This window comes from Arthrobacter sp. PL16 (assembly GCF_035985055.1).
GTDB classification, from domain to species: Bacteria; Actinomycetota; Actinomycetes; order Actinomycetales; family Micrococcaceae; genus Arthrobacter_D; species Arthrobacter_D cheniae.
Genome location: NZ_JAXCIC010000003.1, coordinates 378,429 through 396,615, shown reverse-complemented (window position 1 = coordinate 396,615; position 18,187 = coordinate 378,429). Strand labels below are relative to the sequence as shown.

At 65.6% G+C, this 18,187-nt stretch carries 21 protein-coding genes; 11 read left to right on the top strand and 10 right to left on the bottom strand.

Features of this window, described 5'->3' with window-relative positions:
- The first annotated feature begins 65 nt into the window (after window positions 1-65).
- Window positions 66-422, top strand: coding sequence for a hypothetical protein (locus RCH21_RS09080; RefSeq protein ID WP_326964077.1), 357 nt, complete (start codon window positions 66-68; stop codon window positions 420-422).
- A gap of 184 nt (window positions 423-606) precedes the next feature.
- Window positions 607-1,707, top strand: coding sequence for a S1C family serine protease (locus tag RCH21_RS09075; protein ID WP_326964076.1), 1,101 nt, complete (start codon window positions 607-609; stop codon window positions 1,705-1,707).
- Between the two features lie 18 nt (window positions 1,708-1,725).
- Here the strand turns inward: RCH21_RS09075 and RCH21_RS09070 are convergent, their stop codons facing one another.
- The 4 genes from RCH21_RS09070 to RCH21_RS09055 all read right to left on the bottom strand — a co-directional run bounded on the left by RCH21_RS09070 (window position 1,726) and on the right by RCH21_RS09055 (window position 6,637).
- Window positions 1,726-2,382, bottom strand: coding sequence for a peroxiredoxin-like family protein (locus tag RCH21_RS09070; protein ID WP_326964075.1), 657 nt, complete (start codon window positions 2,380-2,382; stop codon window positions 1,726-1,728).
- A gap of 125 nt (window positions 2,383-2,507) precedes the next feature.
- Complete coding sequence (locus RCH21_RS09065; RefSeq protein ID WP_235830778.1) at window positions 2,508-3,260, bottom strand: GAF and ANTAR domain-containing protein; 753 nt, start codon at window positions 3,258-3,260, stop codon at window positions 2,508-2,510.
- 391 nt (window positions 3,261-3,651) lie between these two features.
- A complete protein-coding gene (locus tag RCH21_RS09060; protein ID WP_326964074.1) occupies window positions 3,652-4,449 on the bottom strand; it encodes a metallophosphoesterase family protein in 798 nt (265 codons plus the stop codon).
- Window positions 4,450-4,531: 82 nt separating this feature from the next.
- On the bottom strand, window positions 4,532-6,637 hold the full coding sequence (locus RCH21_RS09055; RefSeq protein ID WP_326964073.1) for a putative bifunctional diguanylate cyclase/phosphodiesterase: 2,106 nt from the start codon (window positions 6,635-6,637) through the stop codon (window positions 4,532-4,534).
- Window positions 6,638-6,922: 285 nt separating this feature from the next.
- On the opposite strand from RCH21_RS09055, the gene RCH21_RS09050 reads away from it, so the two are divergent.
- From RCH21_RS09050 to RCH21_RS09030, 5 genes are all read left to right on the top strand, one after another.
- Window positions 6,923-7,594, top strand: coding sequence for a GAF and ANTAR domain-containing protein (locus RCH21_RS09050; RefSeq protein ID WP_326964072.1), 672 nt, complete (start codon window positions 6,923-6,925; stop codon window positions 7,592-7,594).
- A gap of 59 nt (window positions 7,595-7,653) precedes the next feature.
- Entirely contained in the window at window positions 7,654-8,385 is a 732-nt protein-coding gene (locus RCH21_RS09045) for a GAF and ANTAR domain-containing protein (RefSeq protein WP_326964071.1), read from the top strand.
- On the top strand, window positions 8,382-8,657 hold the full coding sequence (locus RCH21_RS09040; protein ID WP_120149806.1) for a hypothetical protein: 276 nt from the start codon (window positions 8,382-8,384) through the stop codon (window positions 8,655-8,657). Before RCH21_RS09045 ends, RCH21_RS09040 begins: the two co-directional genes overlap by 4 nt.
- Before the next feature lie 182 nt (window positions 8,658-8,839).
- Window positions 8,840-9,499, top strand: coding sequence for an ANTAR domain-containing protein (locus RCH21_RS09035; RefSeq protein ID WP_326964070.1), 660 nt, complete (start codon window positions 8,840-8,842; stop codon window positions 9,497-9,499).
- A gap of 127 nt (window positions 9,500-9,626) precedes the next feature.
- A complete protein-coding gene (locus tag RCH21_RS09030) occupies window positions 9,627-10,220 on the top strand; it encodes a hypothetical protein (protein WP_326964069.1) in 594 nt (197 codons plus the stop codon).
- 85 nt (window positions 10,221-10,305) lie between these two features.
- Here the strand turns inward: RCH21_RS09030 and RCH21_RS09025 are convergent, their stop codons facing one another.
- The 5 genes from RCH21_RS09025 to RCH21_RS09005 all read right to left on the bottom strand — a co-directional run bounded on the left by RCH21_RS09025 (window position 10,306) and on the right by RCH21_RS09005 (window position 14,503).
- The gene (locus RCH21_RS09025; RefSeq protein ID WP_326964068.1) at window positions 10,306-10,962 is read right to left on the bottom strand and encodes a hypothetical protein; all 657 of its coding nucleotides are present in this window, start codon (window positions 10,960-10,962) and stop codon (window positions 10,306-10,308) included.
- Between the two features lie 196 nt (window positions 10,963-11,158).
- Window positions 11,159-12,190: an NAD(P)-dependent oxidoreductase gene (locus RCH21_RS09020; protein WP_326964067.1), complete on the bottom strand. Its 1,032-nt coding sequence runs from the start codon at window positions 12,188-12,190 to the stop codon at window positions 11,159-11,161.
- Window positions 12,191-12,219: 29 nt separating this feature from the next.
- On the bottom strand, window positions 12,220-12,861 hold the full coding sequence (locus tag RCH21_RS09015; protein ID WP_326964066.1) for a hypothetical protein: 642 nt from the start codon (window positions 12,859-12,861) through the stop codon (window positions 12,220-12,222).
- 195 nt (window positions 12,862-13,056) lie between these two features.
- Window positions 13,057-13,938, bottom strand: coding sequence for a DUF4031 domain-containing protein (locus RCH21_RS09010; protein ID WP_326964065.1), 882 nt, complete (start codon window positions 13,936-13,938; stop codon window positions 13,057-13,059).
- A gap of 10 nt (window positions 13,939-13,948) precedes the next feature.
- On the bottom strand, window positions 13,949-14,503 hold the full coding sequence (locus tag RCH21_RS09005) for a dihydrofolate reductase family protein (protein WP_326964064.1): 555 nt from the start codon (window positions 14,501-14,503) through the stop codon (window positions 13,949-13,951).
- Window positions 14,504-14,635: 132 nt separating this feature from the next.
- Between RCH21_RS09005 and RCH21_RS09000 the strand changes: the two genes are divergently transcribed.
- Window positions 14,636-15,685: a sigma-70 family RNA polymerase sigma factor gene (locus tag RCH21_RS09000; protein WP_326964063.1), complete on the top strand. Its 1,050-nt coding sequence runs from the start codon at window positions 14,636-14,638 to the stop codon at window positions 15,683-15,685.
- Window positions 15,686-15,735: 50 nt separating this feature from the next.
- The gene (locus RCH21_RS08995) at window positions 15,736-16,068 is read left to right on the top strand and encodes a histone-like nucleoid-structuring protein Lsr2 (RefSeq protein ID WP_326964062.1); all 333 of its coding nucleotides are present in this window, start codon (window positions 15,736-15,738) and stop codon (window positions 16,066-16,068) included.
- 17 nt (window positions 16,069-16,085) lie between these two features.
- On the opposite strand, the gene RCH21_RS08990 is transcribed toward RCH21_RS08995, so the two are convergent.
- Window positions 16,086-16,436 carry a hypothetical protein gene (locus RCH21_RS08990; RefSeq protein ID WP_326964061.1) on the bottom strand — a complete coding sequence of 117 codons (351 nt, stop codon included), beginning with the start codon at window positions 16,434-16,436 and terminating at the stop codon, window positions 16,086-16,088.
- Between the two features lie 327 nt (window positions 16,437-16,763).
- Here RCH21_RS08990 and RCH21_RS08985 point away from each other — a divergent pair, with 327 nt between their 5' ends.
- Together RCH21_RS08985 and RCH21_RS08980 are read left to right on the top strand one after the other, a co-directional pair.
- Window positions 16,764-17,858 (top strand): WD40/YVTN/BNR-like repeat-containing protein, encoded by a 1,095-nt coding sequence (locus tag RCH21_RS08985; protein ID WP_326964060.1) that lies wholly within the window; start codon window positions 16,764-16,766, stop codon window positions 17,856-17,858.
- 28 nt (window positions 17,859-17,886) lie between these two features.
- Window positions 17,887-18,174, top strand: a complete 288-nt coding sequence (locus RCH21_RS08980) for a MoaD/ThiS family protein (protein ID WP_326964059.1) — start codon at window positions 17,887-17,889, stop codon at window positions 18,172-18,174.
- Window positions 18,175-18,187: the final 13 nt, after the last annotated feature.

Genomic DNA, 18,187 nt, shown 5'->3' with positions numbered 1-18,187 from the left:
TGTCCGGGGCAGCGCCTAAGCTGGACCAAGGACCTGCACCACACGCGACGACGCCCAGGGGAGTCATGAAGCTCGGCATCCGGCAGTACCTGGCAGGACTCGTCCTGCTGTTCGTCAGCACCCTCTTCGTTCCTCAGGCCGTGTCCGACTTCGCGCGGGCGGACTCCACGGGCACGCCGGCGCCGGCCGAGGCCCCTCTGCTCCTGGCCATCGGACTCGTCATCATCCTCGCGGCCGCCGCCTGCATCGCCCGGGGGTACTGGCTCACCCACCGCACGAACGCACCACGGAAGGTGAATCCGGAGGACGACCCGGACGAGCCGCTGCTGCGGCCCGGGTACGGACCCGGCACGCCCGACAACGAATCGTGGCGTGAACATCCCCTCCGCCGGCCGGACCCGGGAGCAGACGGACGCCCCTAGCGCGGTGCTCGTCGCGGGCACGGAATCCTGATCGTGCTACCTGTCCAGCCCTGGTCACTCCCCTTTTCCCGCTTGTCGCTCGGCGGGCACCCTTCGTACGGTCATAGGTAGCGGCCGGCGGCGCCTTCGGGCAGCGCCGGCGCCGGTGTCGACCGGCACACGACCATCGGAGGAGGAACACCCCATGACGTCCAGGACCCGCCGCCCCAGGTGCGCGGTGACTGTGGGCCTCGCGCTCCTCTTCGCCGTTTCCGGATGCACCCTCACGGACAGCGCGGACTCCGCCCCGAGCGCACCCGCGCAGGTGCAGGGGGAGTCCGGCAGCCCGTCGGCTCCTGCGCCATCCTCCGGATCCACCGGTTCCGCCGACGCAGAACAGGGCGATATGAGCATCCCCGACATCGTGGAGGCCGTGGAGCCGTCCGTGGTCACCATCTTCACCGAGAACGGCCTCGGCAGCGGCGTCATCTATACGGAGGACGGGCTCATCCTCACGAACGAGCACGTCATCCGGGGCAACGACGAGGTCGAGGTCGCCTTCGCCGACGGACAACGCGTGTCCGGCACGGTCGAGTCCGCCGATGCGGTCTCCGACCTCGCGCTGGTACGCGCCGATCGCACGGATCTCCCCGCAGCCACGTTCCAGTCCAACCTTCCGCGCATCGGCGAACTCGCCGTCGTCATCGGATCTCCCCTCGGTTTCGAGAACACCGCGACCTCGGGCATCATCTCGGGCCTGCACCGTGAGATCCCGGGGTCGGCCTCCACCAGCCAGTCTCTCGTGGACCTCATCCAGACCGATGCCGCCATCAGCCCGGGCAATTCAGGCGGCGCCGTGGTGAACGGCCGCGGCGAGATCATCGGTATCAGCGAGGCGTACATCCCTCCGGCCCAGGGGGCCGTCGCCCTCGGCTTCGCCATCCCCGCTCCCACCGCCACCGAGGTGGCCGAGGAACTGCGCGAGGACGGCACGGCCGAGCACGCCTACATGGGGCTGGCGCCGGGCGCCATCACACCTCAGATCGCAGAGCGGCTGAACCTGCAGGACGCCTCAGGCGTAGTGGTGCTGTCCGTCTCCGAGGGAGGGCCAGCCGACGACGCCGGGATCCGCCCGGGCGACATCATCACGAAGATCGGCGATGATGAGTTATCGGCACCCGAGGGCCTGCTGTCGGCGCTGCGCCAGCGTGAGCCGGGAGACTCGGTCACCGTCGAGACCCGCCGGGGGTCCGAGACGCAGACCGTCGAGGTTCGACTCTCCGACCGGCCCGCCGCCGAAGGTTGAGTCACGGAAGCTTCATACTCAGATGTTGCGGAGGGCCGCGATGATCTGGGCGACCTCCGTGCGCTTCGTGTAGTCGGTGTGGACATCGACGAACCGCACGGTCCCCGCGGCGTCGACGATGAGGACAGCCGGGTAGGGAATGGCAGCCGTCCCGTCAGCATTGCTGTCCGATACCTCGAACCCCAATCGGGTGTGGGCGAGCCGTGCATCCGCACTCGGCTCCGTGACGATCCCCAGCGCGCGTGCGAGCACGTTTGCCGGGTCCGAGAGCACATCGAACCCAAGTTCTGCGCCCTGCGCCGTCGCCTCACTACCCTCGGAATGCTGGGGGCTGACCGCCAGAAGCTTGATCCCCTGCTCCAGGAGTGTTGGCAGGAGTTCCCGCTGGTACGCCCTCAGGGTGATGTTGCAGTAGGGGCACCAGCCGCCACGGTAGAAGACGATGACGGCCGGACCGCCCGCCCGGACCGCCGACAGCTGGATAGCGTCACCCGCTGCAGTCAACAGCTTCGCATCGGGGAGGACATCACCCACGGAGACCACCGCTGCGGGAGCGCCCGCAGAGCGCAGGTCCGCCTGCTCGCGGGCGAAGGTGCCAGCGAGGTCGGGGCCTATCTGCGCCTCGAAACCCTCGTTGAATCGCGCTACCTCTGATGCAATGCTGGCATGGGTCATGGCAATCTCCTCGACGTGTCACTGGTTGGTATTGAGACCCGGGGGCCGTCGCTCAGACACTAGGGGTGTTACCTGTCGGCGATTCACAAGGACGTCATATGCGGACATAGAACCCGCCCTGGGCCCTAGTCGAAGTGCGTCGTCGCGGGACCCTGACCCAGTGACTGCAGGACGGACGCGGCCACGTCCCTCAACTTGATGTTCCGGGAGCTGGAGGCCGTCTTGAGGATGGTCATGGCAGCATCCTGGGAGCAGCGGTTCTGCCCCATGATCACGCCGACGGCGAGGTCGATGGTGGTGCGGCTCTCCATAGCGGCCCGCATGTTGGCACCGGACTCGGTCAGCTTGGCGATGCGCACGGCGAGTCGGAGCGACGCGGAGACCTCCGCGGCAAAACGCTCGGCCGCCTCTATGGCGTCCCCGCTGAAGGCATCGACCAGGGGTGAGTAGAAGTTCAGGGCAGCCGTCGCCTCGCCCTCGAGCCGGATGGGCACTCCCAGGGCGGACCTGATCCCGTGGCCGGCAATCGCCCGGCTGTATTCGGGGAAGCGCTCCTCGGACTCGAAGTCACTGACATAGTGGACGAAGCCTTCGCGTGCGGCCCGCAGGCACGGGCCGTCGTCGTACTCGTACTGGACTTCGTCCATCTTCTGGGCGTCCGGGCCGTTGCTCGCGACCGTCGTCCTCGTCCGTTCCCTGAGGAGCGTGACGCCGCAGAGAACTTCGTCGTCCTTGGCGGACAGGGTGTGACCGGCGATGGTGACCAGTTTCGTCAGGAATTCCCCGACGTCGCCGCTGTCGAGGACCAGGTCCTGGGCCAGGACCGAGACCGCCGGGGCCCTGTCATCGTGGCCGTCGGCGCTGTGGTGATCAGACAAGAAGTGAACCTTCGGAACTACCCCCCTGCCGTTCGCGCGTGATGCTGGGCAAGGAGAAGGTGAGGGGGCCGCCTGCTGCTAAGCGACCCTGAGAATTCTACCCATCGAAGACGGTGCCGGCGCTCACTCCGTGCCTGGCACGAAACGCCAGGACGCGCCCGTCCACCTGGTGCGGAATACCAGCCCGCGCCCTTCTGGCCCCGACTCCGGGTAGCCACGGCCCGGCCGGTAACAGCCCCGACTGTCAAGCAGGTGGTGGTGGCGCAGGCCACTGCACATGTCGGGGAGCACGGCGCACACTGGGCATACGCAGCAAATGGCCCGGACCTGTCCGTGGACTGACGTTGAATACATCGATGTGCTTGCACGGACATGGGGCGCCAGCCGGAGGTCAAGCAGCCGGCCCTTGGCTGGCTGCTCGCCCGACCCCCCTGCCGAGCAGTCCGAGTTGCTCATGCTGGCCGCGATAGATGGCCGTCCTCAGTTCGATGGCGTACGCCTCGAGGGCCGGCATGGCGAGTTCCGCGGCGACAGCAATTTCCGCCTCGACATCGTAGGACACCCGCACGAACTGGACACCGAAAGGGTCCGTGCGGTCGCCGTCGCGCTCCCCTTCGAGGATCACGTAGGAGGCCTGTGGTTCGTCCAGGGGATTGCCGACGCTGCCGACGTTGATGAGCGACCTGCTCCGATAGGTCGAGATGAAGGCGTCATGGATGTCGCCGTAGCAGACCACGTCCGGCAGGGGTCCGCCACCCGTCAGTTCCGTCACCCGGAACATACCTTCGAAGTCCTCATCGGTGTGGCGGGCGTGCACACGGTGGTAGACGCTCTTCGCGGACGCATGGAACATCCGGATGCGACGCCCGCTGAGCATGATGTCGTGGGACAGGGGAAGCGCCTGCAGCCACTGCCTGTCCTCCGGCGTCAACTCGTTGTGCCACCACCAACCGGCGTCGTCACGCCACTCGGGCGTCTCGCTCGGCAGGAAGTCGTCCCAGTTGCCCCGCACCGTCACGGCGCAGTGCAGGCGGCTCAGCCGGACACATTCGGAGCCCCGAGGTCCCTTTCCTGCGACATCGCCCAGGTTGTAGACGGTGGTAATTCCCCGGCGTCCGAGATCGTCGAGGACCGCGGCGAAGGCGGTGGCATTCCCGTGCAGGTCGGAGATCACCGCTACGCGTTCCATCACGTCAGGCTATCCCAGTCCCCCGGTCCGTTCCCCGCAACGGCCGTCCCTTGTCCGTCGTCGTCCGGTGCGGGCAGTTCTCCTACCGGGACTCGAGGTGGGCTTCCTGCTGGGAGTTCTGCGGCCCAGGTGCGTGGATCTGTTCTGTGAGCCATTGGATGAGGTACTGGCTGGAGGCGGGGTGCATCTGTTGTGCTGAGTGTTGCAGTGTATGCCATGGCTCGGCCTCGCTTGTCGTACCGATCGACCTCACGAATCGTGTGAGCGGGCAGTGCTCGAGCTCCAGGGGGTGCGGGGCGGCCAACCGCGCGAACTGCCAGTGGTAGGCGAGGGCACCTAACGGTGTTCGTATCGAAGACCGATGCAGATTCGGGTCGAACGAGTCCGCCCACCGTCCACAGTCTTCCAGGTCCATCGGCTTTGCGAAGTAGTAGCCCTGGCCCAGTGGGGCGCCGAGGATGGTCGCGGCCTCGGTCAGACTTTCATCCTCGAGCCCCTCGATCACGACGGTCATCTCCAGGTCCCTGCCCATCTGGATAAGGGTCGCCATGACGCTCAGCGTCTCCAGAGGCCTGTCGTACACATGCATGAACAGGCCACGATCGAGTTTGATGGCGCTGAAGGGGAACGACGACAGTCGTTGCAGGCTGCTGTATCCGGACCCGAGGTCGTCCATGGCGAGACGGACGCCGAGGCCGGCGAGCTCCTGCAGCGCTGCCCGCTGTGTCTCAAGGACCATTGTCTGAGATTCCAGGAGTTCCAGCCCGAGCCTGCCCGGCTCGATGCCATGGGTATGGAGCATGCGCCCGACCAGTGCGGGTAGTGTGCGGTCGTGCAGGATTTCAGGGGGCAGATTCACTGCCGCATTGGGACGCACGCCTGCCCGGTCCCAACCGGCTATGAGGCCCAATGCCCGATCGAGAACATGATCGAAGAGGACGCGCAGGTTCTCGGTGCTGAGATGGGACAGGAACTCGTCCGGGAAGGCGATGCGCCCCCCGGGTAGCTCCAGACGCGCCAGGGCCTCGAACAGTGCGATCGACCCGTCGCGTAGATCCACGATGGGCTGGAAGTGGACCAGGATATTCCCGCTCCTCAGGGCGCTCCGGTACATCCCCGCATCACGACTTCCAACGGCGTCTGCCGTGGTGCTGTCCAGGAGGGATTGGGATTGGGCGTAGGCGGCGGTCTCCCACCAGGACACGCCGTCGTTCCGCCGTCCCTTCGCCAGGTACAGCGCTTCGTCAGTGCTGCGAAGGATCGATCGGCTGTCCGTGCCGTCCTCGGGCACGAGGGCGATCCCCATGCTCATACCGATGCGAACCTGTCGACCGTCCACCGTGAAGGGCTCCTCCACGGTCTCATGCAGACGGTTCAGGATTCCCGGGAGATCCTCATTTGACGTAGCCCGGGCGATGTTGCCCAGGATCAGGAGGAACTCGTCCCCTCCCATCCGGGCCAGCACATCCCCTTCCCGCAGGCGCGCCAGGACACGGGTTGCCCACTGCTGCAGCACCACATCACCCGCTGCATGACCCAGCGTGTTGTTCACGATGCGGAAGTCATCGAGATCGATCAGACCGACCGCGACCGTCAGATCCGTCTCCGGCGAGCGTTGCACGGCTTCCTCCACCGCACGCTCGGCCGCGATCCGGTTCGGAAGCCCGGTTACATGGTCGTGGACGGCCTGGGCCTCCAACTGCTTCAGCAACGCAACCCTGTTGCTGATGTCACGTTGGACGCTCACATAATGGGTGACCTCGAGGCTGTCCCCGACCCGCATCGGAACGATCTTCAGCGCGGCCCAGAAGGCGGAGCCGTCCTTGCGATAATTGAGGATCTCCCCCTCGAACACCTCACCTGCGGCCAGGACCTCCCTCATCTGATGTGGCGTGCCGGCATTGGTACCAGGCCCCTGCAGGAGACGACAATTGCGGCCCACCATGTCCGCCGGCTCATACCCCGTCATCGCCGTGAAGGACGACGATACGAACGTCACCGCCTGATCAGCATCGGTGATCAACGCGATATCAGCGATTGCCGTCCGGGCCTCCGCAAGCACCGCAGGCCATTCCCCTCGACCATCGATCTCGCCACGCCGGCCGTCGCGGTCTTCCACCAGCATGCTGGTCGCGCCCCCTCCTGCATGACCGACAGGAGGGTGTTGCAGCGGGTCCGGACCAGTCATGTGCTCGTTCCTTCGGTGCCGTCAGTGTTGTTCGGGAGTTCGAGTCGAGTTCGTCACGACCACCCACGAATATTCTTCCCGACGAAAACCAAGGAACCGTTAGCATTCGGCGAGGAGAAACCAAGGATTGGGGTAGTCCCTTCAACCATGCAGAACAGGTGGTCCGGGTGCGGCTGGATCGGTGTCCTGCTGATTTTGGAGGGTCTGTGGCGGTTTGTTATCCTCATGTCTTGGATTTCCGGTCAAGTAGCTGGCCTGGGTCGAGTTCGTCGGACGGTTACTGGCATGTCTCTGCCTTCTGCATCATCAACGCCCTCGGTGGACACCACTGGCGTTCACGCGAGTATCGAATCCTTCATCGACTGCCCCACGGGCACCGTCGAGCACTACTTCGACTCCCCGGTGTTCCACTGGTCCGATGAGCTGTACCGCATCCACGGGTACGCGCGGGGCGACGTCGTTCCGACCCTCGACCTGGGTTTCTCCCATATCGAACCCGAGGACCGGGATGCCGCGAAGGCTTTCTGGGAGGCCCTGACATCGACAGGCGGCCCCCTCTCGATCTATCTATCCCTGCGCGACGCTGATGGTGGCACGCGCAAGGTCCTGATCTCCGGGGATTTCATTCGACCGAATGAGGACCCGGTCGGCGTGTGGGCGCTGGTCGTGGACCTCACTCGCTCCATCCATGTGGACACCCGTGCGATCGCCAACCAGGCCGTCGCCGCGTCAGCGTTGAGCCGCGCCGTGATCGAGCAGGCAAAAGGCATTCTCATGGGTCGCGCCGGCCTCGACGCGACGGAAGCCTTCGAACGGATCAGCCAGCGCAGCCAGACCACCAACCGGAAGGTCGTCGTCGTCTCCCAGGAAATCATCGACCGCGCCCGCCAGCTCACCGAGGACAGCGACCGTTCGCACCGCACCCGCGCCCTGCTGGAACTCTTCGACAATTCCTGACCGGCACGAACATCCAGCCCCCTTCAACTACTCACCGACGAACCTCACGAAAGATCCTCATGGACGACTCTTCCCCCCTGAATGAACTAGCGCCCCTCATCGGGCGTGCCAAAGGACTCTTCCTCACGGAACAAACCGCCCAGCAGGCTGTATCTGCCCTGGCGGCTGCAGCCAAGGAAGCAATCCCCCATGCCCTCGGTGCCGGCGTGAGCCTCATCAAGGGCAACCAACCGACCAGCGTCGGTGCGACGGACAACTTCGTCCTTCGCGCCGATGACCTTCAGTACGAGCTGGGCAATGGGCCGTGCCTGTCCGCGTGGTCCGAAGGCAGGGCCACCTATGTCGAGGACACCGAATCCGACCAGCATTGGCCGCGCTGGAGCTCGGAAGCAGCAAGAACCGGAGTGCGCTCCTGCTTCAGCGTTCCGCTCGAGAACGGGGCGCACGGAATCGGCGCAATGAAGATCTACGCTGCAGCCCCTCACGCCTTCACCGCCCAGGATCAGAAGGTGCTGGCTCACCTCGCCCTGTCGGCTGCGGTCCTGCTAGGACATATCCAGGCCAGCGACACCCCCCAGCGCATCAGCGAAACGGCGAAGGAAACCCTGCGAATACGAGACGTGGTTGCTGCCGCCCGCGGCATCATCATGGAACGGCACGACCTTCCCCAGGAAGAAGCCCTGAGCCATCTCCTCAACGAAGCCGGCAACAAGGGCGTGACCCTTCACGAGCACGCACAATCCGTGCTCCGACGCGACACCCGCCCGGACACCCTCACCGCAGCACCGTGAATCACCGGGACTCAACCGCATCGATCGAGGACGCCCAGCGCCGCCAGATCGGGCGTGCGATGACACGAGCGGGCTTGAGCCTGCCGGACGTGTGGCTGCGGTACTTCTCCATCACCGGCATCGGCGACGAATACGACATCGACGCCTACCTCCACCAGATGTTCGACCTACCTGCCATCGAATGCGACAAGCTTGCTCACGCCATCAACGAACTGATCGACGAGATCCCGCCGGCAACTCGGGCACCCTACCGCCGCGACCTCCACACCTGAACCGAACGCGCACGAACACCAGGACGACGGCCGCAAGGAGGGTTGCATGCGAGCATCGATCCATGCGCGCAGGCAACCTCTCGGGAATTTTCGGTGCACACGCATGCGGGTCGTTGCTAGTGTCTGAGTGGGACGACGTTATGACGCCAGCGCAGTCCGACATGTCCCGATCGGAATTTACCGTGCATCATCCTGACGACACTTCAGCAGTAGCCGGCCTTGACACCGTCCCCGGCACCGACGGATTCGGGAACTGCCCGACCGGGAGCTTCCGCTTCTACCTGTCCACCTGTGAGCTGCACTGGTCCGACGACATCTACCAGATCCATAGCTACCGGCGTGGTGGCAGCGACCCGACCTCCGAACCCCTCCGAGGCTCCGTCCTTCCCGGACGACGCAACGAAGGACATGCATTTCGGGAAGACGTCATGACCCTCGGCGGACCACTGTCCGTCCACCTCACCCTCCGCAGCACCGACGGCTCCCTCCGCCAGGTTCTCATCACCGGTGACACCATCGAGGAGAACGACACCGTGGTCGGGGTCTCCGGAGTCCTCTTCGATCTGACCGCCTTCCTCGACGGGGATTTCCACAGGCTCACGCGCGAGGCCGTTGCCGGGCCCGCGAAGGAGCGCGGCGTCATTGAACAGGCCAAGGGCATTCTCATGGGACAGACCGGCATCAACGCTGATGACGCCTTCCGCCTCATCAGCCAGCGCAGTCAGAAAACGCACCGCAAAGTGAATGAGGTAGCCCAGGCGATCGTCGACCAGGCTTCCCACACGAACGTGCAGGACACGCATTCCCTCTTTGCCGCACGCACCATTCTCGATTCCTTCTAGGAGCGACCCGACGGTTCGGCACCTGCCCGCACCGCGATCGACGCGCTGCGAGGTTCCCACCGGCCGGGTTCGGGAGGAGAGTTGCCCCGGACGGCGGAGCGCCGTGTCGAACGAAGACAGGATGGCTATGGAACTGGCATACGGCGTCGAACGCTTCACGGTGGCGCAGAAGATCACGATGATGGTGAACCGCTACGAGATCAGGGCAGTGAACGACGACGGCACTCCCGGTGAGCTGCTGGCTTTCGCGCAGCAGAAGCGCGCCGCCTTCCGGGAGCAGGTCACGTTCTACCGTGACGAGTCGCGGGGGACGGCGCTGTTCTCCTTCAAGGCCCGGCAAAGGCTCGACGTCGGTGCTACCTACGATGTGATGGACGCGACGGGGCAGCCCATCGGCAGCTTCCGCAAGGATTTCAGAGCCTCGATCCTACGATCGACGTGGCACCTCGAGGCTGCAGGGATCCAGGCGAGAGGAAGCGAAAGAAGTGCCGGAGTAGCCGTCGCACGGCGGATCTGGGAGATGCTGCCCGTCCTGGAAGCCATTCCTTCACCGTTCCTTTTCCACTTCGACTTCACTGACCAGGCCGGACAGACGGTGATGACGTCTGAACGCGGACGATCGCTCCGGGACAGGTACGTGGTCACTGTCCCCGGCGCACGACTCGACGGACGGGTTGCAGCGGCGATGGCCGTTGCGCTCGACGCCCTGCAGTCCCGGTAGGGCTGTCAGGCGTGACTCGCCCGGCTACGTTCGCCGGCGCGGGCTGAAAGCGCACCGAGGACCTCGGCGTGCCATGGCCTGCCGCTCAGGCTGACCTCAGGGCGGACAGCACGACGACGACGTCGGGGCCGTACTCGGCGTCCATGCGGGCCTGGAAGGAACCGTCGTCGTACACGACCGTGACCGTGACGAACCCTCTTCGCACACCCGAAGCGACCAGGTGTTCGCCGACACCGATCTGCTGCAGGATCCGGTCGAGGTCCTGCCGGCCTGTGCTCCCCTGCCGGCCGGCGAGCGGATCCTCGAGGGGCACGGTGTCGTAGAGGGCTAAGGGAATCGGCACCCCGGTCCGTGTGAACTCCGTGCCGTTCCAGGTACCGGTGACCGCGTACGCACCCCAGGTCACATCCGAGGCTGTCTCCGACTGCTGCGCCTGCGCCCAGTCCCAGTCCGCGATCTCGGGTCCCGTGCACTGCGGTGGATATGATTCCGCGATGCCGCCGAGGCAGAACTGGGGTGCCGCCTTGCCTACTTGAAGGACGGTGCCCTGACCGATCACCACACCGTCGGCAGCGGGAGCAGAGGACCCCCCGGCAGGAGCTTCGGGTGGCTGGGTAGGGCTGGCGGCGGGTAGCACACCCGGTGTCGCGTCCGGTTCGCCGCCGGGATTGCCCGGAGTCGCGCAGGCGGTCAGGAGTACTGCGGTAAGGGCCACGATGCCTACGCGTGTCAACCATGTCATGCCTCCATGATCGGCTGCCTGCGGTCGGGTAGCCATGGCACGACCCGGAACAACCCTCAACCGTGATCACGGGCGCGTCGCCCGCCTCGTCCAACCGCCTGCCATGGGACGCCGGAAGGGCTCCGACGTCGCCCGCCAACTCCTGGAACCTCCGCAGCTGGGAACCTTAAGCTGACTGTTCTTCCTGCTGACGGCGTCAGGTCACCGGCTTGTTCCGGTAGCGACCAACCAGTTCAGGTGCTGCTGCCTGCAGGCGCACCGGTGCAAGCCCCCGAGCCATAAGGGTCAGGTCATCGACCACCATGTCGCCGATCGACTCAAAGGCCTGGGTGATACCTCCCGCACGGTGCGGGGAGAGGACCGTGTTCTCAAGAGTCCTAAAGGGGCTGTCTTCGGGCACTGGTTCTACCGGCCAGACATCGATCGCTGCCAGGAACCGGCCTGCGGTGAGCCGCTCGAGGAGCGCGTCGTAATCAACGACCGCAGCCCGGCTCACCAGGATCAGCCGTGCACCCTGAGGCAGCAGGTCCAGGGCAGGGCCGTCGAGGAGATGCGTGCTGTCCGCGGTAGCGGTTGCGAAAACGTAGACGAACTGGCTGGAGGACAGGGTCTCCTCCAGGCTGGAGGCGATTCCTCCGGTGTCTTCGATCACTGCGGCCGGCAACCAGGGATCGTAGATGCGGACGGTGTTGTGGAAGGGCTGCAGCAGGCGGTGCAGACTTCGTCCCAGGTTCCCGTACCCGAGGATCCCGACACTCGCCCGATGCAGGAGTACCGCATCAGTATTCGACTCGCTGACGTACTTCTCGGACCCGGCGCGCATCGCCCCATCCTGATGACTGATGCCCCGGGCGAGGTCGATGGCGAGTCCCAAAGAGTACTCGGCCACTGCCTGGGAGTAGGCCGATCCGCACCCGAGCACCCGAACGCCTTGGGCGAAAGCAGCTGCGTAGTCGACATTCGGGAAGAAGTTCCCTTCCACGTTGATCAGCGCCTTCAATCGATTTGCCCGGGACAACCGCTCCGCGTCGAGATCCGGCTGGCCGATGATGGCGAAAGCATCCGGCAGGTATTTGTCGAAGACCTCATCATTGGAGGCGTCGTCCAGATCGATGACGGTGAAGACGTCGTTCAGTGCGCTCAACGCGGCGGGAGTGAAGATGCGATCGCGCTTTTGGGGTGCGGGCCGAAGCAGCACCACGGGCTTCGTCGAAGGGGTGGTCATCATGGTCCTTGATCTGGTTCGGTCGGTGAATTCTAGAGGTGGGTTCTGAGGTCTGCCTCGAGTGTGGCCCGCGGGTTGTGGGAGTGCCGCACGCTGACGGTGAAAGCTCCCAGTTCCCTGCCGAGGGACAGGTAGGCGTCGCTGTCTTCCAGAACAACACACGGAGGGACGCACAAACCACGGAAGAGTGCTTCCTTGTCGCGGCCCGGTGTTCTTCGTGCGACCTCCACAAATGATCCAAGGTTCCAGGTGTCGAGCAGGGCTGCTATCAGGTCCGGATCACCGTTGGATACGACGACCTGCTCGGATGCGACCGACGCAAGCGCAGGCATCAGGGTGGCGGCCAGCCAGGACGGTTGGAGGGTACCCAGAGCCAGTTGCGCGACGACCTCACCTCGTTCCCGGTGCAGCGCCGGTATGTCATCCAGTGCGGCCGGGAACCCTTCGGCGATGAGTCGTTCCCAGATCCACTGCTCCGTATGCCCGACCAAAGCATCGAAGAAGTTGACCTCGAAAGGGTATTCCCGCCGCTGGCCCAGTTCCCTGTAGCTGGCTTCGTGCAATGGCTCCGTGTGACCGACCACTCCATCGAAGTCCCAGATGACCTGCGCCCCCGCTGCTTCGCGAACCAATCGTCGGGTCAGGCCTGCCGCGTCTTCCTCGTCATCGAGCATGGTCAGCCTTTCGTGGTGTCAGAACCACACCGCCCTCATGGTCGGTTCCAGGCCATCCTAGGGCGCATCGAGCCGTCATCGGCACCAGATCGGGTGGCTTCGCTGCCGGCATCGGGCCATGGAGCACGACATCGACACGTGGAGGAGCGGGAGCGGGCCTGCCCGCTCTTGGGGTCGGTCCCTTGTGCACCGGCCTCAGCCGAGCGCTTCGAGCTCGCGTGCGAGGTTGTCGAGTGCCCGTCCGGTCCAGCGGTCCTGCGCTGCCGCGGTACGGAAGAGGGGATCGAGCGTCAGGAGGTGATGCAGCACTGCGCGTCGGCCCGCGATGAATGCAACATCAGGAATATGGGCGTATTCCTCGCGGATGGCAGCGGTGTAGCGCCCGTACTCGGCCTCGCTGCCGGCGAGCACGGAGAGATCCGCGTCGCACAGGAGCTGCCCGGCACGGTCGTCCCCAGCAGGATCATGTCCCGCCGTGAGTAGCACCAGCCGCTCGACCTCGCGCACCGCCGACCCGGACAACCGGCCGTTCAGCCGATCGGCGGCGAGGGCGGCAGATGCGCTTTCATCCTCTCCCGCCGTACCTTCGTAGACGGCGTCGTGGAACCACGCGGCGAGGATCACAGCCTGCCGCAGTGGCGCGTCCGCCGGTACCAGCAGGAGGTCGAGGGCCTCCAGGACCGCGAGGAGGTGCGTCTGCGCGTGATAGCGCCGGTGCGGCTCGCTCCACCGGTCCAGGAGCTCCGCGCCGAGCTGCGGATGCTCCGGGAGGACGGAGTCCCAGCGCGATGCCAGTACCGCGCGCAGCTTCGGACCCCGCCGTCGTGCCGGGACCCGCAGTCCGCTCGCGATCAGGGACCGGACGAGCTCGCTACCACTGACCTCCTCGGCCCCCCGCTCCACCAGTTCCCGGTAGCGCCGCGCCGGCACGTCATAGTGGTCCTCGTCGAAGGCACGGCGCGGGATGCCTGCGGCCTCGGCGAACATGTGCAACTCCGCGAGTGACGACGTCGACACCAGATGCGAGAAGACCGTTCCGTGCGCGGGCCAGGACGGGGGATCGATCAGGACTGCCATGACCAGAAGTCTAGGCGCGGCTCCGGAGACCGTAGGAAGCAAGGACATTCCCCTTGCTCGTGGTGGTGACCTCCTGCAAGTGCAGCTTGGTGACGGGATCGGCGGGTTCGAAGAGGTGACGTCCCGCGCCGGCGACCACCGGGTGGATCATGAGCATCAGCGAGTCGAGCAGGTCCGCGAACAGGAGCTGGCGGACCAGGGAGATGCTGGCGCAGATCGCGATATCCCCGCCCTCCGTCTGCTTGAGCGTCCGTACGAACTCCTCGAGGGGTGCGTCCATGAGGGATGCATTGGTCCAGCCGAGCTCACCGCTCAGGGTGCGCGATGCAACGAACTTCCGGACGGGGTTGATGAAGCCACCGAACGGGTCGGAGGCGTCGGCGGCAGGCCAGGACTCTGCCCAATCCTCATATCCGCGCCGACCCAGGAGAACCGTATCCACCCGGCTGATCATGGCGCCCATGCCCGCGCCGAGTTCGGCGTCGAAGCTGTCGAACTGCCACAGATGGGGTGACTCGACCACTCCATCCACGGAAGAGAAGAGGCCTGCTGTGAGTCTGCGCATAGAGTTCTCCAGGTGTTCATCGATCGCTGTTGTCCCCAGTAGACGGCACGGACGCCCTGAAATCATCGATCCTCGGCAAAGTTTCTGGGCGGACTCCTCCCGCACTGCTTCCGGCCTCGCTACGCTCGAGGCATGCAGCCCGCCAGCGCCACGACTCGCGAGAAGACACCGCCTGGATCCGATCATGACCAGATGCCGGACACGGCACCGTTCGAGCAGCTCCTGGAAGCCTCCCGACGCGAACTGACCGGCTACTGCTACAGGATGCTCGGGGCGGCGTCGGAGGCCGAGGACGCCGTCCAGGAAACCATGATCAAGGCGTGGTCGGCACGGGAGACTTTTGCCGGGCAGTCCTCACTCCGCACCTGGCTGTTCCGCATAGCGCACAACGTGTGCGTGGATATGCTCCGCAGCCCGCAGCGTCGTGCCCGGCCCATGGACCTCGGGCCCTCGACCCGGACGGCGGACGCCGTGTTGGGCGCCCCGCTCACGGAGGCCGCCTTCGTGCAGCCCATCCCCGATGACCGGGTCATCGACACCTCGGGCGATCCCGCCGTCGTCGCCGAGGCCCGTGACACTATTCGCCTGGCCTTCATCGCTGCCCTGCAGTACCTGCCGCCGTTGCAGCGAAGCGCCCTGATCCTCTGCGAAGTGCTGCGCTGGTCCGCGGCGGAGGTCGCCACCCTGCTCGAGGTGACGACGGCTTCGATCAACAGCGCCCTGCAGCGGGCACGCAGGACGATGGCAGGCCACCAGCCCAGTGCCCACATGCCCCTCGAGGATCCTGCCCACAAGGACCTGCTGGCCCGGTACCTGCGGGCTTTCGAGGCCTATGACATGGAGGTCCTCGTTTCGCTGCTGCGCGACGACGTCGTCCTCTCCATGCCGCCCTTCGACCTCTGGCTCAGCGGCCCGGCCGATGTGCGCGCCTGGTTCGTCGGCGAGGGCAGCGTGTGCGAGGGTGGGCGGCTCATACCCATCGACGTCAACGGTTCCGGCGGCTTCGCGAACTACCATCTCGTCGAGCCCGGCTTGTGGAAGCCCTTCGCCCTCCAGGTCATCGAGACCGACGGCGAGCATATCGTCGGCCACCACAACTTCCTGTACCCCGACATATTCGAGGCGTTCGGGCTGCCAATCGTCATCGACGAGCGAGGGACCATCGACGCCTCCGCGGGTTAGGTTCTGTTCGCGGTAATGATTGCCCCATCCGAACACCACAGGAGAACGTGATGGCCCAGCGTGTACAGGTACAACTGGTGGACGACCTCGACGGCGAAGAAGCCACGGAGACCGTGAGGTTCTCGCTCGACGGCACGGACTACGAGATCGACCTCACGCAGAAGAATGCGGACTCGTTGCGGCGCGCCCTGGCCGAATACGTGGACAAGAGTCGAAAGGGCGGGTCCGGGCAACCGTCCGCGAACCCGAAGGCCCCGTCGTCCCGCTCCAAGCGCGAGGACACCCAGCAGATCCGCCAGTGGGCCCAGGACAACGGCCGCAACCCGAGCTCCCGCGGCCGGATCACCCAGTCCATCATCGATGCCTACAACGAAAGCCGCTGAGACCTCCCGCGGTTCGCTCAGTAGGTGGGCAACCGAGGTACTGCCGGGCGATGATCGTCGACGGCCTTGTCCCGCGCCCATGCCTCAGCGGCCACGGGGCTCTCGAAATAGCGTGTCTCGGACAGCGCCTGGTCCAGGAAGGCGGCAATCACCTGGTCGACAGGGCCCTTGCCGACGAACGCGACGCGGGATGACAGGAAAGAGTCGAGGATGACGGACCGCGCGTCCGCTGCGATGCCCACCATGCCCTGCAGGTGGGTCACGAGCGGAAGCAGGTATCCCTCCGAGACATCCCGGATCACGGCGTAGGCAGCCATCACGTCGGCCAGATCGAGGAGCGAGCCCGGTGCCCACCAGAGCACGAGCAAGCCGGGACGGGTCTGGATACAGTACTTCCCGGCGCAGTGCGAACACGCAGAGGGTGCGGCGAATGGTGGACGTAGTGACGTGGGACAGAGCCGCGGCGGCGCCGCGTTTCCAAGGACGATCTGACTCACACGGTGCCTCCAGGTGTGGTGGATCCGCGCTCCAGCAACCGGATGATTCAACTCTCACACAGCGAAACCGCCGGCTGGGCGAATACGGACAGAAGCGGGTAGTCGGGCCTGTACAAAACGAGTGGCGAGTGGCATCGTCCCAAGTGACCGCATCGTAGTAACGGCTCGCCGGCCGCTCCGGCACCAACGGGGGCAGTCATGTCAGCAGCAGGTACAACACTTCTCGCCATCGGGACCAAGAAGGGACTGTGGCTCGCCTCGAGCACGGACCGTGAGACCTGGACGGTGTCCGAACCGATGTTCCTAATGGAGGAGATCCCGAGTGTCGGCATCGACACCCGGGGCGGGCGCACGCGTCTCTTCGCGGGACGCATGTCGTGGCACTTCGGGCCCTGCATAGCCCACTCGGACGATCTCGGCGAGACCTGGACGGAGCCTCAGGAGGGCAGCATCCGTTTCGGTGCAGATGACGGCGCCACCCTCGAGCGCATCTGGCAGATCCACCCCGACTCCGAGAACCGTCCAGGCGTCGTCTGGGCCGGGTGCCAGCCCATCTCGGTCTGGAAGTCCACGGACCACGGGGAGACGTTCGAACTCAACCGCGGCCTCTGGGACCACCCCCACCGGAGCGAATGGGGCGCAGGCTTCGGCGGCGCAGCCGCGCACACCGTCCTTCCCAGTCCGGCGGACGACACCCTCCATGTCGCCATGAGCACAGGTGGGGTGTACCGGTCCGACGACGGGGGCACCTCCTGGCAGCCCCGTAACAGTGGCATCAGCGCTTACTTTATGCCCGACCCGAACCCGGAGTTCGGCCAGTGTGTGCACAAGGTGGCCCGGGACGCCGTCGACCCCGACCGCCTCTTCGCCCAGAACCACCACGGTGTCTACGCGACCACGGACAGGGGTGACTCCTGGCAGTCCATCGCAGAGGGCCTTCCGGCGGACTTCGGCTTCGTGATGCTTTCCCACCCGCACCGCAGTGGCACAGCTTGGGTCATCCCGCTCAAGGCCGACGGCGAGCGCATTCCACCGGATGGTCACCTGATGGTGCATCGCACGGACGACGGCGGAGCCACCTGGCAGGCAAGCAACGCCGGCCTGCCGCAGGCCGACTACAACGCGGTGCTGCGCGACGCAGCGTGCGTGGATTCCGCCGAGACCCCGGGCGTCTACTTCGGGACCCGAGGCGGTAGCGTCTACGCCAGTGCGGACGAGGGCCGCACGTTCCGGGAGGTCGCGAGCCACCTGCCCGACGTCCTGTCGGTCCGTGCCGCGGTCGTCCCCGCCTGAATGGCCGTCCGCGATGATCGAAGCAACCATGAGGACCGTGACCGTTCTGATCCCTACGCTCCTTCGCCCGTACGTCGACGGTCGTAGCGAGGTCAGCATGACCGTGCCTGATCATGGCGACGTGGCAGCGCTGCTGGACGGCCTCGGTGCCGGACGGCCCCTCCTGGATCAGCGGATCCGCGAGGAGACCGGAGCCCTGCGCCGGTACGTGAATATTTACGTGGACGGCGAGGACGTGCGCCGCCTCGAGGGGCTTGCAACAGCGGTGCCTGCGGGAGCCACCGTCATGATCATCCAGTCTGTTGCCGGCGGCTAGGGTCCGAACAAGG